Raw genomic sequence first — 15,912 nt, 5'->3', positions numbered from 1 at the left:
CGGACGAGAATCATGGCCAAGGCTGCAAACATCAAGATCAAGCTTCTGTCGACCGCCGACACCGGTTTCTTCTACGTGACGAGCAAGAACAGCCGCACGAAGACGGAAAAGCTGTCGTTCCGCAAGTACGACCCGGTTGCGAAGAAGCACGTCGAATTCAAGGAAACCAAGATCAAGTAATCTTGTTGCCTCCAGGAATTCCAAAACGCCGCCCATCGGGCGGCGTTTTCGTTTTCAGGACTGTCTACCGCACGGCGGCTTGCGCCAACGCATCGAAGGACACACGGAAAGCCGCCTGCCCCATACTCAGTCAAAACGGGATGATTTCGAGATAGGGGGCCGGTCGGCGTCTGGCAGCGGTACGAGGAGGCCACTATGTGCCAGTGCCGGCCGGCCGACCCCACGGACCCAGGAGATGCGGCGGACCTGAGCATCATGGGGTATCGATAGGGCTATCCGGCCTGTGCTCCTCGTGCCGGCGCCCGTCCTTCTTCTCGATCTCACAGTCGCGCAAGATCGCTTGAAAATCAACACTTTCTTAACCACGGCTCGCGAATCGCTCGGGTTAAGGTAAACGATTGAGCTTAACGCGCTTGACCGTGAAGCCGTACTGCGGCTCAGGCCGCTCTCGCCACCACGCGATTGCGACCACGTGTCTTGGCGTCGTAAAGCGCCAGATCCGCGCGCTTCATCAGCCCGGCAACCGTGTCACCTTCCATGACCAGCGCCGAGACGCCGACGCTGACCGTCACCGACACGCCCTGCTCGGTTCCGCCGACCTTGAACGGCGTCCTGGCGATTTCGGAGCGGATGCGTTCGGCAACGATCTCGGCCAGCGCGCCTTCGGTATCCGGCATCACGATGACGAATTCCTCGCCGCCGAATCGGCAAGCGAGATCAATGCCGCGCACGCTCTTCTTCACGCGCCGTGCAAATTCACGCAGGACCTCGTCGCCGCCGTCATGGCCAAACGTGTCGTTGATGCGCTTGAAGCGGTCGAGGTCCGTGATCATCAGCGACAGCGGTCGACGACGGGCAGCCGCACGTTCGACCAGCCGCGGCAGGTGGCTGTCGAGGTAGCGGCGGTTATGCAGACCGGTCAGGCCATCCGTCACCGCCATCTCAATGGTCTGGCTGACGCTTTGCCTGAGCTCGTCATTGTAGCGCTTGCGCCGCACCTGGGTGCGCAGGCGCGCGATCAGCTCCTGCCTATCCAGCGGCCGCACGAGATAGTCGTTGATGCCGAGTTCGAGTCCGCGAACGGTAAGGTCGTCCTCTTCCTTGTTGACCAGCAGTACGATCGGCAGCGAGCGCGTGCGGTCGAGCGACCTGAGCTGCGAGCACAGTCTGAGCGGATCGAACGCGGAAAACCCTGACGACACGATGATGCACTCATAGGCACCTTCGGCCGCGTTGAAGAGCCCCGACTGCGGATCGGCGGCCAACTGCACGTCGGCGGCGCCATCCAGCAGCGCGCAGATATGAGCAGCGGAAGACGTTTGCTCATCGATGAGCAGGACCTTCGGCAGTTCCCCCCGGACCAGGTCGGATCGGGCCAGAAGCTCGTCCATGCCGATGCTGTGGGTGGTCGAGGCGCGCAGCCTGAGCTCGTCGGTCAGCACCTTGAGACGGACGAGACTCTTGACGCGGGTGATCAGTTGCAGGTCGTTGACAGGCTTGGTCAGGAAATCGTCGGCGCCGACGTCAAGGCCGCGCACGCGGTCGGTGACATGGTCGAGCGCAGTGACCATGACGACGGGAATGTGGGCGGTTGCCGGATCGGCCTTCAGGCGGCGGCATACCTCGAAACCGTCCATGCCGGGCATCATCACGTCGAGCAGCACGACATCGACCTTGCCGTCCTCGCAGGCGGCGATGGCATCAGGTCCATTGAAGGCGGTCAGCACCTCGAAATACTCGGCGAGAAGCCGGACTTCGAGCAGCTTCACATTGGCCGGTATGTCGTCAACGACGAGGATGCGCGCTGTCATGCTAGTCCCTCGAGCGAGCCGGCGAGCACATCAGGCATCGCCCAGATAGGATTTGATCGTCTCGATAAAGCGCGGCACCGAGATCGGCTTGGAAATGTAGGCTTCGCAACCGCCCTGCCTGATCCGCTCCTCGTCGCCCTTCATGGCGAATGCGGTGACGGCAATGACGGGGATGGTGTGGAGGTCGTCATCCTCCTTCAGCCATTTGGTGACCTCGAGGCCCGAGACCTCGGGCAATTGGATATCCATCAGGATGAGGTCCGGCCGATGCTTCCGTGCAAGATCGAGCGCTTCGAGCCCGTTGCGCGTGCGCACGGTCTCGTAGCCGCTTGCCTCGATGAGGTCGCGAAAGAGCTTCATATTGAGCTCGTTGTCCTCGACGATCATCACCTTCTTGACCATAGAAATTCCGTCCCGATTGCTCGCCACAGGCCCGCGGCAATCCTGTTGCGCGCCGGATGCGCACACCAACCCCGAATCCGACCGTAACTCAAGAACATTACGAAACGTAAAACACCGAAGCCAAATCACGGATGGTTGCGCGACCGCTTTAGCGGTTGCCGCGATGGCTGCTTGCGGTTACTCCCCACAGAGGTCGATCGGGGCGAACACCAGTATGCAGAAGAACCAACAATCGCAGGAAAGCGCCGAAGCGCTGGCAGTCCAGGCACTTGGCTTCGTCGCCTCCGACGCGGAACTCCTGCCGCGCTTCCTGGCCATATCAGGCATCGAGGCGCACCAGATCCGCCGAGCTGCGCAGGAGCCCGGCTTCCTGGCCGGCGTCCTGAACTTCATTCTCGCCCATGAGCCGACGCTGCTGCGCTTCTCGCAGGAAGTGGGCATCGCGCCGGGCGAAATAGGCAGCGCCCTGCGTGCCCTTCCCCTTGGCAATGACGATCACGAGCGTTCCGCATGAGCGAAGATCCCGAAACAGCACGGCAGATCGCCGAACTGGCCCGCGACACCAGGCCGCTGCTGGTGCTCGACGTCGACGAGGTGCTGCTCGAATTCATGGTGCCCTTCATGCGCTTCCTCGATGCGCAGGGGCTGGCCTTCTCGGCCAGGTCGTTCAAGCTGACCGGCAACATCATCAACGTGAAGACACAGATCCCGCTGGACCAGGAAGCGGTGTCGGCGCAGCTCGACGGTTTCTTTCATGCCCAGAGCGAATGGCAGACGGCGGCACTTGGCGCTGCCGATGCGGTGGCGGGGCTCGCGGCAGGCGCGGAAGTGGTACTGTTGACCGCGATGCCGCATCGCCACCGCGACATCAGGCGCCGGCATCTCGATGCGTTGGGTTTCCCCTACCCGCTTCTGACCACTGAAAGGGCCAAGGGCCCCGCGCTGCGGCTGTTGCGGGGCGAAACCAGCCGCAGGGTCGCCTTCGTCGACGACATTCCGCACAATCTGGTCTCGGTGCGCGACGCCGTCGCCGACGCGCATCTGTTCAACCTGATGTCCTATCGTGAAATGCGTGCATTTCTGCCGCCGCTGCCGGACGGAATCGTCATCGAGGACGATTGGTCCCAGGCCGCGCCGAAGATCGCCACGGCCTTGGGTCTCTAGTCTCACTGACTATTCGCCGAGATTGCGCCACCAGTTGCGGCCGGTGTCGAGCCTCTCGATGCCTTCGCTGTCGAGCCTGGCGGCCCATTCGGCAGCCGACTTGCCTGCCAGCATGAGATTCGGCGCGATTTCAGCCAGCGGGACCATGACGAACGCACGGTCGAGCATGCGCGGATGCGGTATCTCAAGTCCGACATCGCTGACATTGCTGTTGCCCAGCAGGAGCACGTCGATGTCGATGAGGCGCGGGCCCCAGCGCTCGATGCGCACGCGCTTCAGCCGCCGCTCGAGCTCGAGGCAGAGCTTCAGCAGTTCGAGCGGCGCGAGCGTGGTAGCGACTTCGGCGGTGACGTTCAGGAAATCGGGCTGATCGACCTTGCCCCAAGGCGGCGTGCGGTGCAGAGACGAGACTTCCACAACGCGCGTGCCGCCGGAACTGTCGAGCATGTGCAGCGCCGACGCCATCGACTTCGCTGGGTCGCCCAGGTTGCCGCCGAGGCTGAGAAAGCCGCGCTCCTCAACCTGGCCAGACAACGGTCACCTCTACGTAATCGAGGACGCCGGGCACGGGCGCATTCGGCTTGCGGACCGTAATTTCGGCCCGCTTGATCTGCGGGAAACGCGCTGCGAGCGCGCGACCGCACTCCTGCGCCAGCGCCTCGATCAGGAAGCGCCGCTGGCCGGTAATGATCTTTTCGATGACCTGGAAGGCAACGCCGTAGTCAACGGTGCTGTCCATCGAATCGTCCTCCAGCGGACGCGACGGATCGACCGTCAGCTCGGCATCGACATAGAAGCGCTGGCCAAGTGCCTCTTCTTCGTCGAACAGGCCGTGCCGGGCGAAGAAGGCGCAGTTTTTCATACGGATAAGGTACATCTGGGTCAGCGTCCCGGCAGGTTGGTCTGTCGCGCCAGCATAGCATCTGCGAATGCCAGCGCGTCCACGTTGATTGCGACATCATGGACGCGAAATATATCCGCGCCCTGCAGGCGGAGTATGACGCTCGTCGCCGCCGTCCCCGCGTCACGGTCGGCTGCTTCGCGCCCGGTAACATGGCCGACGAAGCGCTTGCGCGAGGTGCCGGCGAGCAGCGGATAACCGAGCCCTTTCAGCTCCGAAAAACGCGCCATCAGGTCGAGATTTTCGTCCGCATCCTTGGCGAAGCCGAAGCCCGGATCGAGCACGATCTGAGCGTCCTGGACACCGGCCTCCCGGGCGATCTCCAGCGAACGGCGCAGGAACAGCAACTGGTCGTCGATCACGTCGGGCAGCTTGTCGCGCTCGCGTCCGGTATGCATGAGCACCAGCCCTGCCCCGGTGTCGGCTGCGACCCGGGCAATACCTGGCTCGCGCTGGGCGCCCCAGACATCGTTGACGATGTGCGCGCCGGCGGCAACGGCGAGCCGCGCTGTCTCCTCGCGGTAGGTGTCGACGGAGATCAGTGTATCGCCAGATCGGGCGAGTGCGGCGATGATCGGCAGCACGCGATCCTGCTCTTCGGCTGAAGAAACAGGTGCTGCGCCCGGGCGGGTGGATTCACCGCCGACATCGATGATCACGGCCCCTTCGGCGACCATGCGGCGCGCCTGTTCGAGCGCGCGCTCGGGCGCATCGAACGCGCCGCCGTCGGAAAAACTGTCGGGCGTGACGTTGAGGATGCCCATCACAAGCGCCCTGTCGCCGAGGTCGAGTTGGCGCCCATGCGCCAGTTGCCATCGTTTGCCGGTCATGCCGTCGCCACAAAACAATTCCAGAGCACAGACCACGTCACGAAATATCAACGCTTGCAGCTTCAACTCGCTGCACGGTCACATCAGCGGCACGATCCGATTTCCGTTGCGCCGCCATCGCCCCTAACGCAAGGTAGGCCAAGAGGCAACTAATGAAGCAACTCTTCCTGGCCGCCCTACTCGCTGGAGGCATTTGCCTACCCGTTCAGGCGGCAACTGTGTCCAAATCCTACAGCTATTTCACCATCACCGGCAAAACGCTCGACGAGATCGAGCAGCAGCTGATGACGCGCGGGCCCGAGGTCAAGAGCACCGGCGGCAGGCACCCGGGCGCAACCCAGATGGAATTCACCAGCCGCATCGGCTACGCCGAGGTCAAGGGCGGCTGCGCCATCGTCTCGGCCCAGGTCACCGTCAAGGCCAAGGTGATCCTGCCGCGCTGGCGCCAGAACGGCAAGGCAGCCCAGGACGTCAAGCTGATCTGGAACACGCTGTCTTCCGACATCAAGCGCCACGAGGAAAGCCACGTCGTCATTGCCAAGAACCACGCCCGTGAACTGGAACAGGCGCTGAGGGCGATCGGCAAGCAGAAGAGCTGCGACATCGCCGCCACCAAGGCAAAGGCGACGAGCAACCGCATCCTCAATGCTCATGACCGGGCACAGGAGGAATTCGACCGCATCGAAGGCATCAATTTCGAAAGCCGGATCGTCAGGCTGCTGCGCTACCGGCTGGAGCGCATCGACGCCGGCAAGCTCAAGAACTGAGGGCCAGGCCTCTGCAAAATCAGTCAGGAACGCCGAGCTTCTTGTGCAGGCTCGTCGACGACGTCGTGTATTGAAACACGACGCGTTCCTTGGGGCTGATGATGTGTTTGGCAGCCTGCGTCATCAGCGCGGCTTCATGAAAGCCCGACAGGATCAGCTTGAGCTTGCCCGGGTACCAGTTGATGTCGCCGATGGCGAAGATTCCCGGCTCCGACGTTTCGAATTTTTCGGTGTCGACCGGGATCTGGTTCTCGTGAAGATGGAGGCCCCATTCTGCCACCGGCCCCAACTTCATGGTCAGGCCGAAGAACGGCAGCAGCCGCGTGCAGGCAACCTCGGTTTCGGCATCCGCTCCCTTGACGGTGACGGAGCGCAATATGCCGTCCTCGCCTGACAGGCCTGAAACCTGGCCGATCACAAGGTCGATGGCGCCCGCATCGCGCAGCGCATGCATCTTGCCGACATTGTCGGGCGCGGCACGGAATTCCGGACGCCGATGGACCAGCGTGACGCGTCTGGCCACCGGCTCCAGGTTGAGCGTCCAGTCGAGCGCGGAATCCCCGCCGCCAACGACGACCACCTCCTGATCGCGGAAATCCTCGATGCGCCGAACCGCATAGCGGACGCTGGCCTGCTCATAAGCCTCGATGCCAGGGATCGGCGGGCGCTTGGGCTGGAACGAGCCGCCGCCGGCGGCAATCACCACGACCTTGGCGTCGAAGACCTCATTCTCGTCGGTCGTGACGCGGAAGCTGCCATGCTCGAGCCGCTCCAGCGCAGTCACCATCCGGTTGAAGGTGAAACCGGGCTTGAATGGCGCGATCTGTTCCAGAAGCTTGTCGACCAGCTCCTGGGCGCCGATCACCGGATAGCCGGGAATGTCGTAGATCGGCTTTTCCGGATAAAGCTCGGCGCATTGCCCGCCGGGGCGGTCGAGAATGTCGATAAGGTGGCAGCGCATGTCGAAGAGACCGAGCTCGAACACCGCAAACAGGCCGATCGGCCCGGCTCCGATGATCAGGACGTCGGTTGTGGTGATGTCGCTCAAGGCCACCTCGCCGCTGACGCACGCATTTCGAAAATGTGCATGACAACAGCTGTCATGCCAAGCAAGGCCAAGTTGGGAACGTCAGCCCTGGCGCTCGGGAATGGAGACGACCAGGCCGTCGAGTTCGTCGCGAACCTTGATCTGGCAGGAAAGGCGCGACGACGGCCGGACCTCGTAGGCGAAGTCGAGCATGTCTTCTTCCATTGCCTCGGGCTCGCCGACGATCGCCGTCCATGCGTCATCGACATAGACATGGCAGGTCGCGCAGGCGCAAGCGCCGCCACATTCCGCCTCGATGCCCGGCACGGCATTGCGGATCGCATTTTCCATCACGGTCGAGCCGTTCTCGGCCTCGACTTCGAAACGCGTGCCATCATGGGCGATGTAAGTCAGCTTGGTCATGCTCGTTCCCGAAATAGGTCACACGGCAGATAATCACTCCGCCGTGTGTGTCAACTGCCGTGCGATAGCGCCGCCGGCTGTCGGAATTACACTGACTGGTCCACAAATGTTACTGCGGCCATTGCACGCCCCCCGGGAAGGCACCGCCGAACGTCAGCGGCTGAACGAGGCGATGAAGTCGCGCGCCTCGTCGATCAGACGGGTAAGCCGCGTGATCAGAGCGACATTGTCCGGGTCCGCTTCGATCGCCGCCACGCAGTCGGCAATGGGAAATGCGCCAACGCCACGCGCCGAACCTTTCAGGGCGTGGCACAGCATCAGCCGCTCGGCAAGATCGGCTTTGACGATCGCATCTCGAACCGAGAGCGCCTGATGGACGAACATGTCGAGCACCTCGCGCTCGACATCGCGGTCGCCGATCGTCTGCCGGGAAAGATGTTCAAGGTCGATCGGACGGCCATGAACCGATGCCGAGGATTCGCCTCCCGGCATGCCAAAAGCCATCGAAGCCGTCTCGCGCGTTACCATTCAACCCGTGCCCCGCCACTCGCCCTTGGGTTGGTAAGCTAGGGCGTCCGTGTGGATAACCCGTTAACCTGACAAAGCCCGGAACCGTGCGGGATTGGGGCCAATAATCACTGCAGTGTTAACCTTATATTTAAACTTTTACGTATCGGGGCGAATGCATGTTTTCTTTACCCGATTGTGTCACTACGATACGGGCGGTCCATATTGAGCCTCGGCCGCGGACAAAAATAGGACAAAAAGTCCAGCAAATCCGCGTCTTTAGTACAGGGTAGCGAAGGCATGGCGAAGAAATCCACTCCGACAAAGAACCTCGATCTCGACGTGGCCAAGGAGCTCGAGCAGGCGCTCGACCTCGACCTGAGCGGCGACGAAGGCGGCCTCGACATGGCCGCGTCGATGGACGATCTCGAAGCACAGATTTCGCAGGCAGCTGAAGAATTGGCACGTGAAGGCCGCAAGCAGAAGGCTGCTGCGCCGAAGGTCGAGCCCGCCCCCGTGGCACGCGCAGCCGAGCCGCCGACCCAGTTGCGCCCCGTCGAAACCCGCCCGCTGCAGCCCGAAGGCTTCAAGCCCGCGAACGACGATCGCGCCAAGGATTACAAGTCGCTCCTGCACAGCCTCAACCGCCGCGCATCGAGCACCATCTATTGGATGGTCGGCCTGGTTTCGGTCGCATGGGTTGCCGGTGCCGTGGCGCTGGCCGATCGCATCGTCACGCCCAGCATCTGGACCATCCGCTCGTTCGACGACGCGCTGGCACGTCCCGGCCTGCTGATGCTGCTCGTCGCCACCATCGTGCCGATCGCGCTGTTCTGGGCTTTTGCCGCGATGATCCGCCGCGCCCAGGAAATGCGCATTGCCGCGCAGTCGATGACCGAAGTCGCCTTCCGCCTCGCCGAGCCCGAAAACATGGCACAGGACCGCGTCATGATGGTCGGCCAGGCCGTGCGCCGCGAGGTGGCGGCCATGGGCGAAGGCATCGAACGCACGCTGGCGCGTGCCGTCGAGCTCGAAACGCTCGTCCACACCGAAGTCAACCAGATCGAGCGCTCCTATTCCGAGAACGCCGCCCGCATCCGTTCGCTCGTCGATGGTCTCGGCAGCGAGCGCGAGGCCGTCGTCTCCCACGCGGAGCGCGTCCGCGCCTCGATCTCCGGCGCCCATGAGACGCTGCGCGACGAACTCGGCTCGGCCAGCGACATCATCCGTGACAGCATCCTGAATGCCTCGACCAAGCTGTCGATGACGATCACCAATTCCGGTGACACGCTCATCGACCGCATCAACGAAGGCGGCATGGGCCTGTTCGAGGCGATCGACAACCGCATGGATTCGCTGAGCGACCGCCTGTCGACCTCAGGCGAAGCCTTCGCCAGCCTGCTCGACACCCGCATCGCCAAGCTGACGCAGAGCACCGACGAGGTGACCCGCTCGCTGACCGACCTGCTCGACAACCGCACCTCGGGCATGGTCTCGCTGCTCGGCGGCGCTGCCAAGACGATCAACTCTGAATTCGAGGCGAGCCTGCACGGCATCGAGCGCACGCTGGCTGAACGCGGCCAGGCGCTGATCGGCGAATTCCAGACCCGCGCCGAAGCGCTCGACACCGGCACTGCCAAGCTCAATGCCGCTCTCGAAGCCCGCGCCCGCCAGATCAACGAGACGCTGGTCGAGCGTGCGCGCGAAATCGCCACCACCTTCGTCCAGGGCCGTGACTCGCTGTCGGCGATGATCGACCAGGGCAAGACCCAGATCGGCACCGACCTCGCCGACATCATCACCTCGACCTCGACCATGCTCGAAGCCCGCGCCAGCGATTTCGCCGGCCGCATGGAAGCAGCCCGCCATCAGGTGTCGCGCGCATTCGACGGCGACATCCAGCGTCTGTCCGAGGCCCGCGTCGGCATCGAGCAGGCCGTGGAAGACCACACCACCAAGCTCTCCGAAGCGCGCGACCGCATGGCAGCAGCGCTACGCGACGACCTCAGCAAGTTCGCCGAGGGTCGCGCCAGCATCGAGGCTGCCGTCGGCTTCCAGGTGCAGAAGCTTGCCGAAGGCCGCAGCCTGATCACGCGTGCCCTCGACGACGACATGCGCAAGCTGGAGCAGTCGCGCCAGGCAATCGACGACACGCTCAGCAGCCAGTTCAGGCAGCTCGCCCAGGGCCGTGAACAGCTTGCCCAGGCGCTCGTCGAAGACTCCGAGAAACTCGTCCAAGCCCGTACGAACATTGATGAAATGGTCGCTGGCCACGTCGGCAAGCTGGCCGAAGGCCGCAACATCCTGTCGCGTGCGCTCGAAGCTGATCTCGGAAAGCTCGCCGACAGCCGCGCGAGCATCGACGGCCTCGTCGCCGGCCAGGTCGAGAAGATCGCCGAGGGCCGCGCCATCCTGGCCAACGCGCTCGAAACCGACCTCGCCGGCATCAAGGCGCTCGTTGACGGCCATTCCTCCAAGATCGCGTCCGATCGCGCCGAACTGTCGCGCAGCCTGGAAACCGACATCGCCAACGTCCACGGCCTGATCGAAGGCCATGCCGAAAAACTTGCCGGCGAGCGCACTCTGCTCTCCAAGACGCTGGAAACCGATCTCGCCAAGCTGGCGGACAGCCGCGCCAGCATCGACGGTCTCGTCGCTGGCCAGGTCGAGAAGCTGGCCGAAGGCCGCGACATCCTCAAGCGCGCGCTCGAGACCGACCTCGACAACGTCAAGGGGCTCGTGTCGAGCCATGCCGAACGGCTGATCGCCGAGCGCAGCACCCTGTCCAAGGCATTGGAAGACGATCTCGCCAAGCTGGCCGAAAGCCGATCCGGCATCGATGGCCTCGTCGCCGGGCAGGTCGAAAAGCTGGCCGAAGGCCGCGACATCCTCAAGCGCGCCCTCGAATCCGATCTCAATGCGATCCACAGCACGATCACGGCACAGTCGGAAAAGCTTGCCGAGGATCGATCCATGCTGTCGCGTTCGCTCGAGGCCGACCTCGACAGCGTCAAAGGCCTTGTGTCGAGCCACGCCGAACGCCTGGTCGCCGAGCGCGGTACGCTGTCCAAGGCGCTGGAAGATGATCTCGCCAAGCTGGCTGAAAGCCGCTCGGGAATCGACGGCCTCGTCGCCGGCCAGGTCGAGAAGCTGGCCGAAGGCCGCGATATCCTCAAGCGCGCCCTCGAAGCCGACCTCAATGCCATCCGAAACACCGTTGCATCCCAGTCGGAGAAGCTCGCCGAAGACCGCGCCATGCTGACCCGGTCGCTCGAAGCCGACCTCGACAGCGTCAAGGGCCTCGTATCGAGCCACGCCGAACGCCTGGTTGCCGAACGCAGCACCTTGTCCATGGCGCTTGAAGACGACCTCGCCAAGCTGGCCGAAAGCCGCTCGGGCATCGACGGCCTCGTTGCCGGCCAGGTCGAGAAACTGGCAGAAGGCCGCGACATCCTGCGCCGCGCGCTGGAAGCCGACCTCGCCAAGATCGACGGCATGATGCTCGGCCAGGTCGACAAGCTGGCCGCCGGCCGCGACACGCTGACCAAGGCGCTCGAAGCCGATCTCGCCATGCTGAACGACAGCCGCGCCACCATCGACAACATCGTCGCCGGCCATGTCGGCAAGCTCGCCGAAGGCCGCGACACGATGGCCCGTGCACTCGATGAGGATCTCGGCAAGCTCAGCGAAGCCCGCCGTGACATCGACCTGGCCATATCGGGCCACATCGACCAGATCGCCGCACGCCGCGTCGACATCTCCGACGCGATTGCCGGCGATATCGAGAAGATCGAAGAGAGCTTCCGCCGCCAGACCGGCGTCATCGAAGAGCGCACCTCCACCATGGAACGCGCCCTGTCGCTGGGTGTCGACAATGTCCGCGGCGTGCTCGAAAAGAGCGCCGTCTTCGTTGCCGGCGCCCTGCGCGAAAAGGTCATGGAAGTGACCGCAGCTCTCAACGAAGAGGCAGGCAAGGCCTTCAGCGACGCCGACCGCGTCATTGCCGAGCGTGCCGAGCAGACATCGAGCGCCCTGCTCGCGCGGGCCGAAGACATCGCCCGTGCCTTCGACGACGCCGACCGTCGCCTTGCCGCCCGCGCCGACGAAACGTCGAACGCGCTGCTGGCGCGTGCCGAAGAGACTGCCGACACGCTGTCGGCGAAGGCAGGCGAGATCGCCAGCACCTTCGACGCAGCCGACCGCTCGCTGATCGCCCGCGCCATCGAAACCGCGGATGCCCTGTCGGCTCGTGCCGGCGACATCCTGCGCAACTTCGACACCGCGGACGAACGCCTGGGCATGCGCATCGGCGAATCCGCTGACGCGCTTGCCGCCCGCGCCTCCGAGCTCGGCCGCATCTTCGACACTGCCGACGAGAAGCTCGCCGCCCGTATCGCCGAAGGCGCGGATTCGCTGGGCAGCCGCGCCGGCGAACTCAGCCGCATCTTCGATGCAGCCGACGAACGTATTGCCGCTCGGGTCGCCGACAGCTCGGCGACGCTCGGCAGCCGTGCCGGCGAAATCGTGCGCAACTTCGAGGAGGCCGACGAAAGGCTCGCGGCGCGTGCGGCCCAGACCGCCGACACGCTTGCCGGCCGTGCCGCCGAAATCGGCCGTACCTTCGAAGAAGCCGACGGCCGCATCGCTGCCCGTGTCGACCGTACGGCAGAATCGCTGCTTGGGCGCGCCGCCGAAATCAGCCGGACCTTCGAAGAAGCCGACGGCCGCATCGCTGCACGCGTCGACCAGACAGCGGAAACGCTACTTGGCCGCGCTGCCGAGATCAGCCGCGCCTTCGACGAAGCCGACAGCCGCATCGCTGCACGCGTCGACCAGACGTCAGAGGCCTTGCTCGGCCGCGCATCGGAAATCGGCCAGGCCTTCGACGAGGCAGGACGCCAGCTTGCCGCCCGCGTCACCGAGAGCACTTCGGGCATCGGCGAGCATGCGGCACTGATCGCCAGCGCCTTCAACGAGACCGAACAGCGCGTCGTTGCCCGCGCCCATCGCACCTCGGCCGATCTCGATGCCCGCGCCCGCGCCATCGAAGAAACGCTTGCCAATGTCGATGAGCGCCTGGCTGCCGGCGCCGAAAGCGTCGCAGCCCGTATCGGCGAACATCTGTCGAGCGCCGAGAACCGCCTCGCCTATGGCGCGGAATCGATGGGCCAGAAGCTCAACGAACAGGTCACCCAGGCCGAGGCACAGCTTGTCGCCCGTGCCAACGTCATCGCCGAGACCTTCACCGCCGTCGGCCAGCATATCGGCCAGAGCACCAACGAAGCTGCACGCACCATTGGCACCAACACGCGTGAACTCAACGCGATGCTGACCGAACGCTCGAACGAGATCGCCAAGATCCTCGACGAGACGGCGCGCCCGCTGGTCGACCGCTTCGCCGAAAGCGGCAGCGAGCTTCACCGCTCGATGGAAGAAGCGACCGCACGTGCCACCGAAAAGCTGCGTTCGGAAAACGCCGCTCTCGTCGACGCGCTCGCCAACCGCACGGCCGAGACGCTGTCGGCTGTCGAGGGTGCACGTTCGACGCTCGCCGAAAGCGTCGCCGACCTGATCGGCCGCATGACGACGTCGAGCGCGCAGCTGGGCAACCTCATCGACCAGGCGACGGCAAACCTCGCCAATGTCGACGAGCGCCTGACCAGCAGCACCTCGAACTTCGCCAACACCACCGAAAAGGCCGCTCAGACCTTCTCGAGCGCCGCCCGCCTGGTCGACTCGAACACCAATCGCCTGACCGACCTGTCGTCCAGCACATTGCGCGAGGTGGCGTCCATCGCCACCAAGTTCGACGAGCACAGCCGCCTGCTGTCGAGCGCTTCCAACCTGTTGTCCTCGGCGCAGAGCAACCTCGAGCACACGCTTGAGCGCCAGTCGTCGCTGGAAGACCTGGCTGTCGGCCTGGTCAAGAAGTCGGAAGACCTCGAGCGCGTCATGCAGTCGTTCGAGCGCCTGGTTGGCCAGACGCTGGAAAACGCCGAAGGCAAGACGATGGAGTCGGCGGACAAGATCCGTGCGGCGATCTCCGACGTCGTCGAGACGGCGACCAAGCGTTTCGCCGACGCCACCGAGGACATGCGCCGCACCGCAGGCTCGATCAAGACCGAGCTCGAAAGCACCCGCGCCGAGCTCAAGAAGGGCGTGCTCGACATGCCTGAGGAAGCCAAGGAATCGACGACGGCCATCCGCCGCGCGGTTTCCGAGCAGATCAACGCGCTCAAGGAACTGTCGGCGATCGTCGCCAAGTCGGGCCGCGGCGTCGATGTCTCCGATGCCTCGCTGCGCCCTGCGCAGCAGCCGGCGCCGCGTCGCCCCGCGCCGCAGCCCGAGCAGCGTCGCGAAACGCCGGCACCCCAGGTGCCGCTTGGTGGCGCCGGTCTGCGCGGAACGCTCGACATCGAGCGCCCGGCCACTCCTGCCCCGCAGCAGCAGCCGGCACGTGAACCGGCCGCCAGCCGTGGCGGCCAGCAGCAGGGCGGTTGGGTCCGCGATCTGTTGACCGGTGCTTCACGCGAAGAGCAGCTGACCCGTGGCGCCGCCCAGGCAGAACCACGCGCCGTGCCTGCCCAGCGTTCGCCGCTGCACGTCGTAGAGTCGCTCAACTCGCTGTCGGTCGACATCGCCCGCGCCATCGACCACGACGCCTCGATCGAGCTTTGGGACCGCTATCGCCGCGGCGAGCGCGACGTCTTCACCCGCCGCCTCTACACGCTCAAGGGTCAGCAGACCTTCGACGAGATCCGCCGTAAATATCAGTCGGATGGCGAGTTCCGCTCGGCCGTCGACCGCTATTGCGACGACTTCGAGAAGCTGCTGAAGGACGTCTCGCGCAACGACCGCGACAGCATCATGACCAAGACCTATCTGACCTCGGATACCGGTAAGGTCTACACGATGCTCGCGCATGCGGCCGGCCGCCTGAAGTAAGGCTGCCGCGGCCCGTGAGGGCAGTATGGCAATAAGGAAATGGGGCAGTGGGGTAACCTACTGCCCTTTTGCTGTCTGAAGTTGGGATTTGTGGCGTTGATCTGCGCTGGGTCACATGGCAAGCGCCGGGGCCTGCGCCGATTTGGCAGCCGAATGTTGCATTGAGAGATGCGCGCCACGTTGGAAAGGAAGCGTCAAGAACCCAGGCGAGCAGACCGGAAGAATTCGGGAACCTACTGCCCTTACTGCCCTAGTGCCTCATTCCCTACCGACCTGGTCAGATCAGCGTCTCAGTCCATTTGACGATTTCGGTAGCGGCCTGGCCGAATGCGCTGTCGAGCGCCGCCGCATAGGCATCGTTGCCGCTGCCGGAAACCGGGGCGCTCGCAGTGAAGACGCGCGACGCGCGCACCTGACCGTTGCGGTCGTTGAGCAGCCTGACGAACAGCTCGACGTCGGCGCGTTCGCCGCCGCCGACCTTGATCTCGAAGCTGCGCAGCTCGACGATCACCTGATAGTCGATGGCCAGGCCCTCGCCCGGCTTGCCGACGCCGATATAGCCGCCGGCGCGCTGGAAGGTTTCGGCGAGCCGTGCCTGGACGATGCGCGGCAGCCTGTCCGACCACTGCGCCCCCTTGAGGAACTGTATCGACCCGGGCGATGGCTTGATGACGATGCTCTGGCCATCCAGCGATTTGAGCGCCGACGGTTCGGCAATCAGGATCTGGCGGCGGCTCGGGCCGTTACGGCCGTCGACAGCGGGCGCAGTCAGCTCGTAGGTGTCGAGCGGCGGCGGCGTACTGACGAACAACGAGGTGCAGCCGGACAGCGCAAGCGTGACTGCGGTCAGCAGCAAAGTTGATCTAGCAGCCTTCACGTGCTGTCCCCGAAACAGACTCACCCGCGCCGCGCGCGAACACCCCTCATTTGCCTTCATGCGATTGCATGCCGGCGA

The 15,912-nt window shown here is 64.2% G+C and carries 14 protein-coding genes; 5 read left to right on the top strand and 9 right to left on the bottom strand.

The window, feature by feature from the left end:
* Positions 1 to 12: 12 nt before the first annotated feature.
* A complete protein-coding gene (rpmG, locus tag HNQ95_RS08600; RefSeq protein WP_019173400.1) occupies positions 13 to 180 on the top strand; it encodes a 50S ribosomal protein L33 in 168 nt (55 codons plus the stop codon).
* 437 nt (positions 181 to 617) lie between these two features.
* Here rpmG and HNQ95_RS08595 read toward each other — a convergent pair whose 3' ends face one another.
* Both HNQ95_RS08595 and HNQ95_RS08590 read right to left on the bottom strand, forming a co-directional pair.
* On the bottom strand, positions 618 to 1,991 hold the full coding sequence (locus tag HNQ95_RS08595) for a PleD family two-component system response regulator (protein WP_154386057.1): 1,374 nt from the start codon (positions 1,989 to 1,991) through the stop codon (positions 618 to 620).
* Positions 1,992 to 2,021: 30 nt separating this feature from the next.
* On the bottom strand, positions 2,022 to 2,393 hold the full coding sequence (locus HNQ95_RS08590; protein ID WP_067962504.1) for a response regulator: 372 nt from the start codon (positions 2,391 to 2,393) through the stop codon (positions 2,022 to 2,024).
* A 214-nt stretch (positions 2,394 to 2,607) separates the two neighbouring features.
* On the opposite strand from HNQ95_RS08590, the gene HNQ95_RS08585 reads away from it, so the two are divergent.
* Complete coding sequence (locus tag HNQ95_RS08585; protein WP_154386058.1) at positions 2,608 to 2,907, top strand: DUF3572 domain-containing protein; 300 nt, start codon at positions 2,608 to 2,610, stop codon at positions 2,905 to 2,907.
* Positions 2,904 to 3,557, top strand: a complete 654-nt coding sequence (locus HNQ95_RS08580; protein ID WP_154386059.1) for a hypothetical protein — start codon at positions 2,904 to 2,906, stop codon at positions 3,555 to 3,557. The genes HNQ95_RS08585 and HNQ95_RS08580 overlap by 4 nt, the downstream gene beginning before the upstream one ends.
* Before the next feature lie 9 nt (positions 3,558 to 3,566).
* Here HNQ95_RS08580 and folK read toward each other — a convergent pair whose 3' ends face one another.
* Genes folK through folP form a run of 3 tightly spaced genes read right to left on the bottom strand, consistent with a single transcriptional unit; the run spans position 3,567 to position 5,288 of the window.
* On the bottom strand, positions 3,567 to 4,091 hold the full coding sequence (gene folK, locus HNQ95_RS08575) for a 2-amino-4-hydroxy-6-hydroxymethyldihydropteridine diphosphokinase (RefSeq protein WP_154386060.1): 525 nt from the start codon (positions 4,089 to 4,091) through the stop codon (positions 3,567 to 3,569).
* Positions 4,075 to 4,434, bottom strand: coding sequence for a dihydroneopterin aldolase (folB, locus tag HNQ95_RS08570; RefSeq protein WP_154386061.1), 360 nt, complete (start codon positions 4,432 to 4,434; stop codon positions 4,075 to 4,077). The genes folK and folB overlap by 17 nt, the downstream gene beginning before the upstream one ends.
* Before the next feature lie 5 nt (positions 4,435 to 4,439).
* Entirely contained in the window at positions 4,440 to 5,288 is an 849-nt protein-coding gene (folP, locus tag HNQ95_RS08565; protein WP_154386062.1) for a dihydropteroate synthase, read from the bottom strand.
* A 152-nt stretch (positions 5,289 to 5,440) separates the two neighbouring features.
* Between folP and HNQ95_RS08560 the strand changes: the two genes are divergently transcribed.
* On the top strand, positions 5,441 to 6,055 hold the full coding sequence (locus HNQ95_RS08560; RefSeq protein WP_154386063.1) for a DUF922 domain-containing Zn-dependent protease: 615 nt from the start codon (positions 5,441 to 5,443) through the stop codon (positions 6,053 to 6,055).
* Positions 6,056 to 6,074: 19 nt separating this feature from the next.
* Here HNQ95_RS08560 and HNQ95_RS08555 read toward each other — a convergent pair whose 3' ends face one another.
* The 3 genes from HNQ95_RS08555 to HNQ95_RS08545 all read right to left on the bottom strand — a co-directional run bounded on the left by HNQ95_RS08555 (position 6,075) and on the right by HNQ95_RS08545 (position 8,033).
* A complete protein-coding gene (locus HNQ95_RS08555) occupies positions 6,075 to 7,103 on the bottom strand; it encodes an NAD(P)/FAD-dependent oxidoreductase (RefSeq protein WP_182573860.1) in 1,029 nt (342 codons plus the stop codon).
* A gap of 81 nt (positions 7,104 to 7,184) precedes the next feature.
* Entirely contained in the window at positions 7,185 to 7,505 is a 321-nt protein-coding gene (locus HNQ95_RS08550) for a 2Fe-2S iron-sulfur cluster-binding protein (protein WP_067962523.1), read from the bottom strand.
* Between the two features lie 153 nt (positions 7,506 to 7,658).
* The gene (locus HNQ95_RS08545; RefSeq protein WP_067962524.1) at positions 7,659 to 8,033 is read right to left on the bottom strand and encodes an Hpt domain-containing protein; all 375 of its coding nucleotides are present in this window, start codon (positions 8,031 to 8,033) and stop codon (positions 7,659 to 7,661) included.
* Between the two features lie 279 nt (positions 8,034 to 8,312).
* Between HNQ95_RS08545 and HNQ95_RS08540 the strand changes: the two genes are divergently transcribed.
* A complete protein-coding gene (locus HNQ95_RS08540) occupies positions 8,313 to 14,957 on the top strand; it encodes a kinesin (RefSeq protein ID WP_067962528.1) in 6,645 nt (2,214 codons plus the stop codon).
* 277 nt (positions 14,958 to 15,234) lie between these two features.
* Here the strand turns inward: HNQ95_RS08540 and HNQ95_RS08535 are convergent, their stop codons facing one another.
* On the bottom strand, positions 15,235 to 15,834 hold the full coding sequence (locus tag HNQ95_RS08535; protein ID WP_249925986.1) for an ABC-type transport auxiliary lipoprotein family protein: 600 nt from the start codon (positions 15,832 to 15,834) through the stop codon (positions 15,235 to 15,237).
* Positions 15,835 to 15,912 lie beyond the last annotated feature (78 nt).

This window comes from Aminobacter ciceronei, assembly GCF_014138625.1.
Lineage (GTDB): Bacteria > Pseudomonadota > Alphaproteobacteria > Rhizobiales > Rhizobiaceae > Aminobacter > Aminobacter ciceronei.
Note: the sequence above shows the minus strand (reverse complement) of the source record. Positions and strands in the feature narration are given on the sequence as shown.

Excerpts from the sequence above, each read along its gene's own strand:
- rpmG (WP_019173400.1), top strand. The coding sequence starts at position 13 with ATGGCCAAGGCTGCAAACATCAAGATCAAGCTTCTGTCGACCGCCGAC.
- HNQ95_RS08595 (WP_154386057.1), bottom strand. The coding sequence starts at position 1,991 with ATGACAGCGCGCATCCTCGTCGTTGACGACATACCGGCCAATGTGAAG.
- HNQ95_RS08590 (WP_067962504.1), bottom strand. The coding sequence starts at position 2,393 with ATGGTCAAGAAGGTGATGATCGTCGAGGACAACGAGCTCAATATGAAG.
- HNQ95_RS08585 (WP_154386058.1), top strand. The coding sequence starts at position 2,608 with ATGCAGAAGAACCAACAATCGCAGGAAAGCGCCGAAGCGCTGGCAGTC.
- HNQ95_RS08580 (WP_154386059.1), top strand. The coding sequence starts at position 2,904 with ATGAGCGAAGATCCCGAAACAGCACGGCAGATCGCCGAACTGGCCCGC.
- folB (WP_154386061.1), bottom strand. The coding sequence starts at position 4,434 with ATGTACCTTATCCGTATGAAAAACTGCGCCTTCTTCGCCCGGCACGGC.
- folP (WP_154386062.1), bottom strand. The coding sequence starts at position 5,288 with ATGACCGGCAAACGATGGCAACTGGCGCATGGGCGCCAACTCGACCTC.
- HNQ95_RS08560 (WP_154386063.1), top strand. The coding sequence starts at position 5,441 with ATGAAGCAACTCTTCCTGGCCGCCCTACTCGCTGGAGGCATTTGCCTA.
- HNQ95_RS08550 (WP_067962523.1), bottom strand. The coding sequence starts at position 7,505 with ATGACCAAGCTGACTTACATCGCCCATGATGGCACGCGTTTCGAAGTC.
- HNQ95_RS08545 (WP_067962524.1), bottom strand. The coding sequence starts at position 8,033 with ATGGTAACGCGCGAGACGGCTTCGATGGCTTTTGGCATGCCGGGAGGC.
- HNQ95_RS08540 (WP_067962528.1), top strand. The coding sequence starts at position 8,313 with ATGGCGAAGAAATCCACTCCGACAAAGAACCTCGATCTCGACGTGGCC.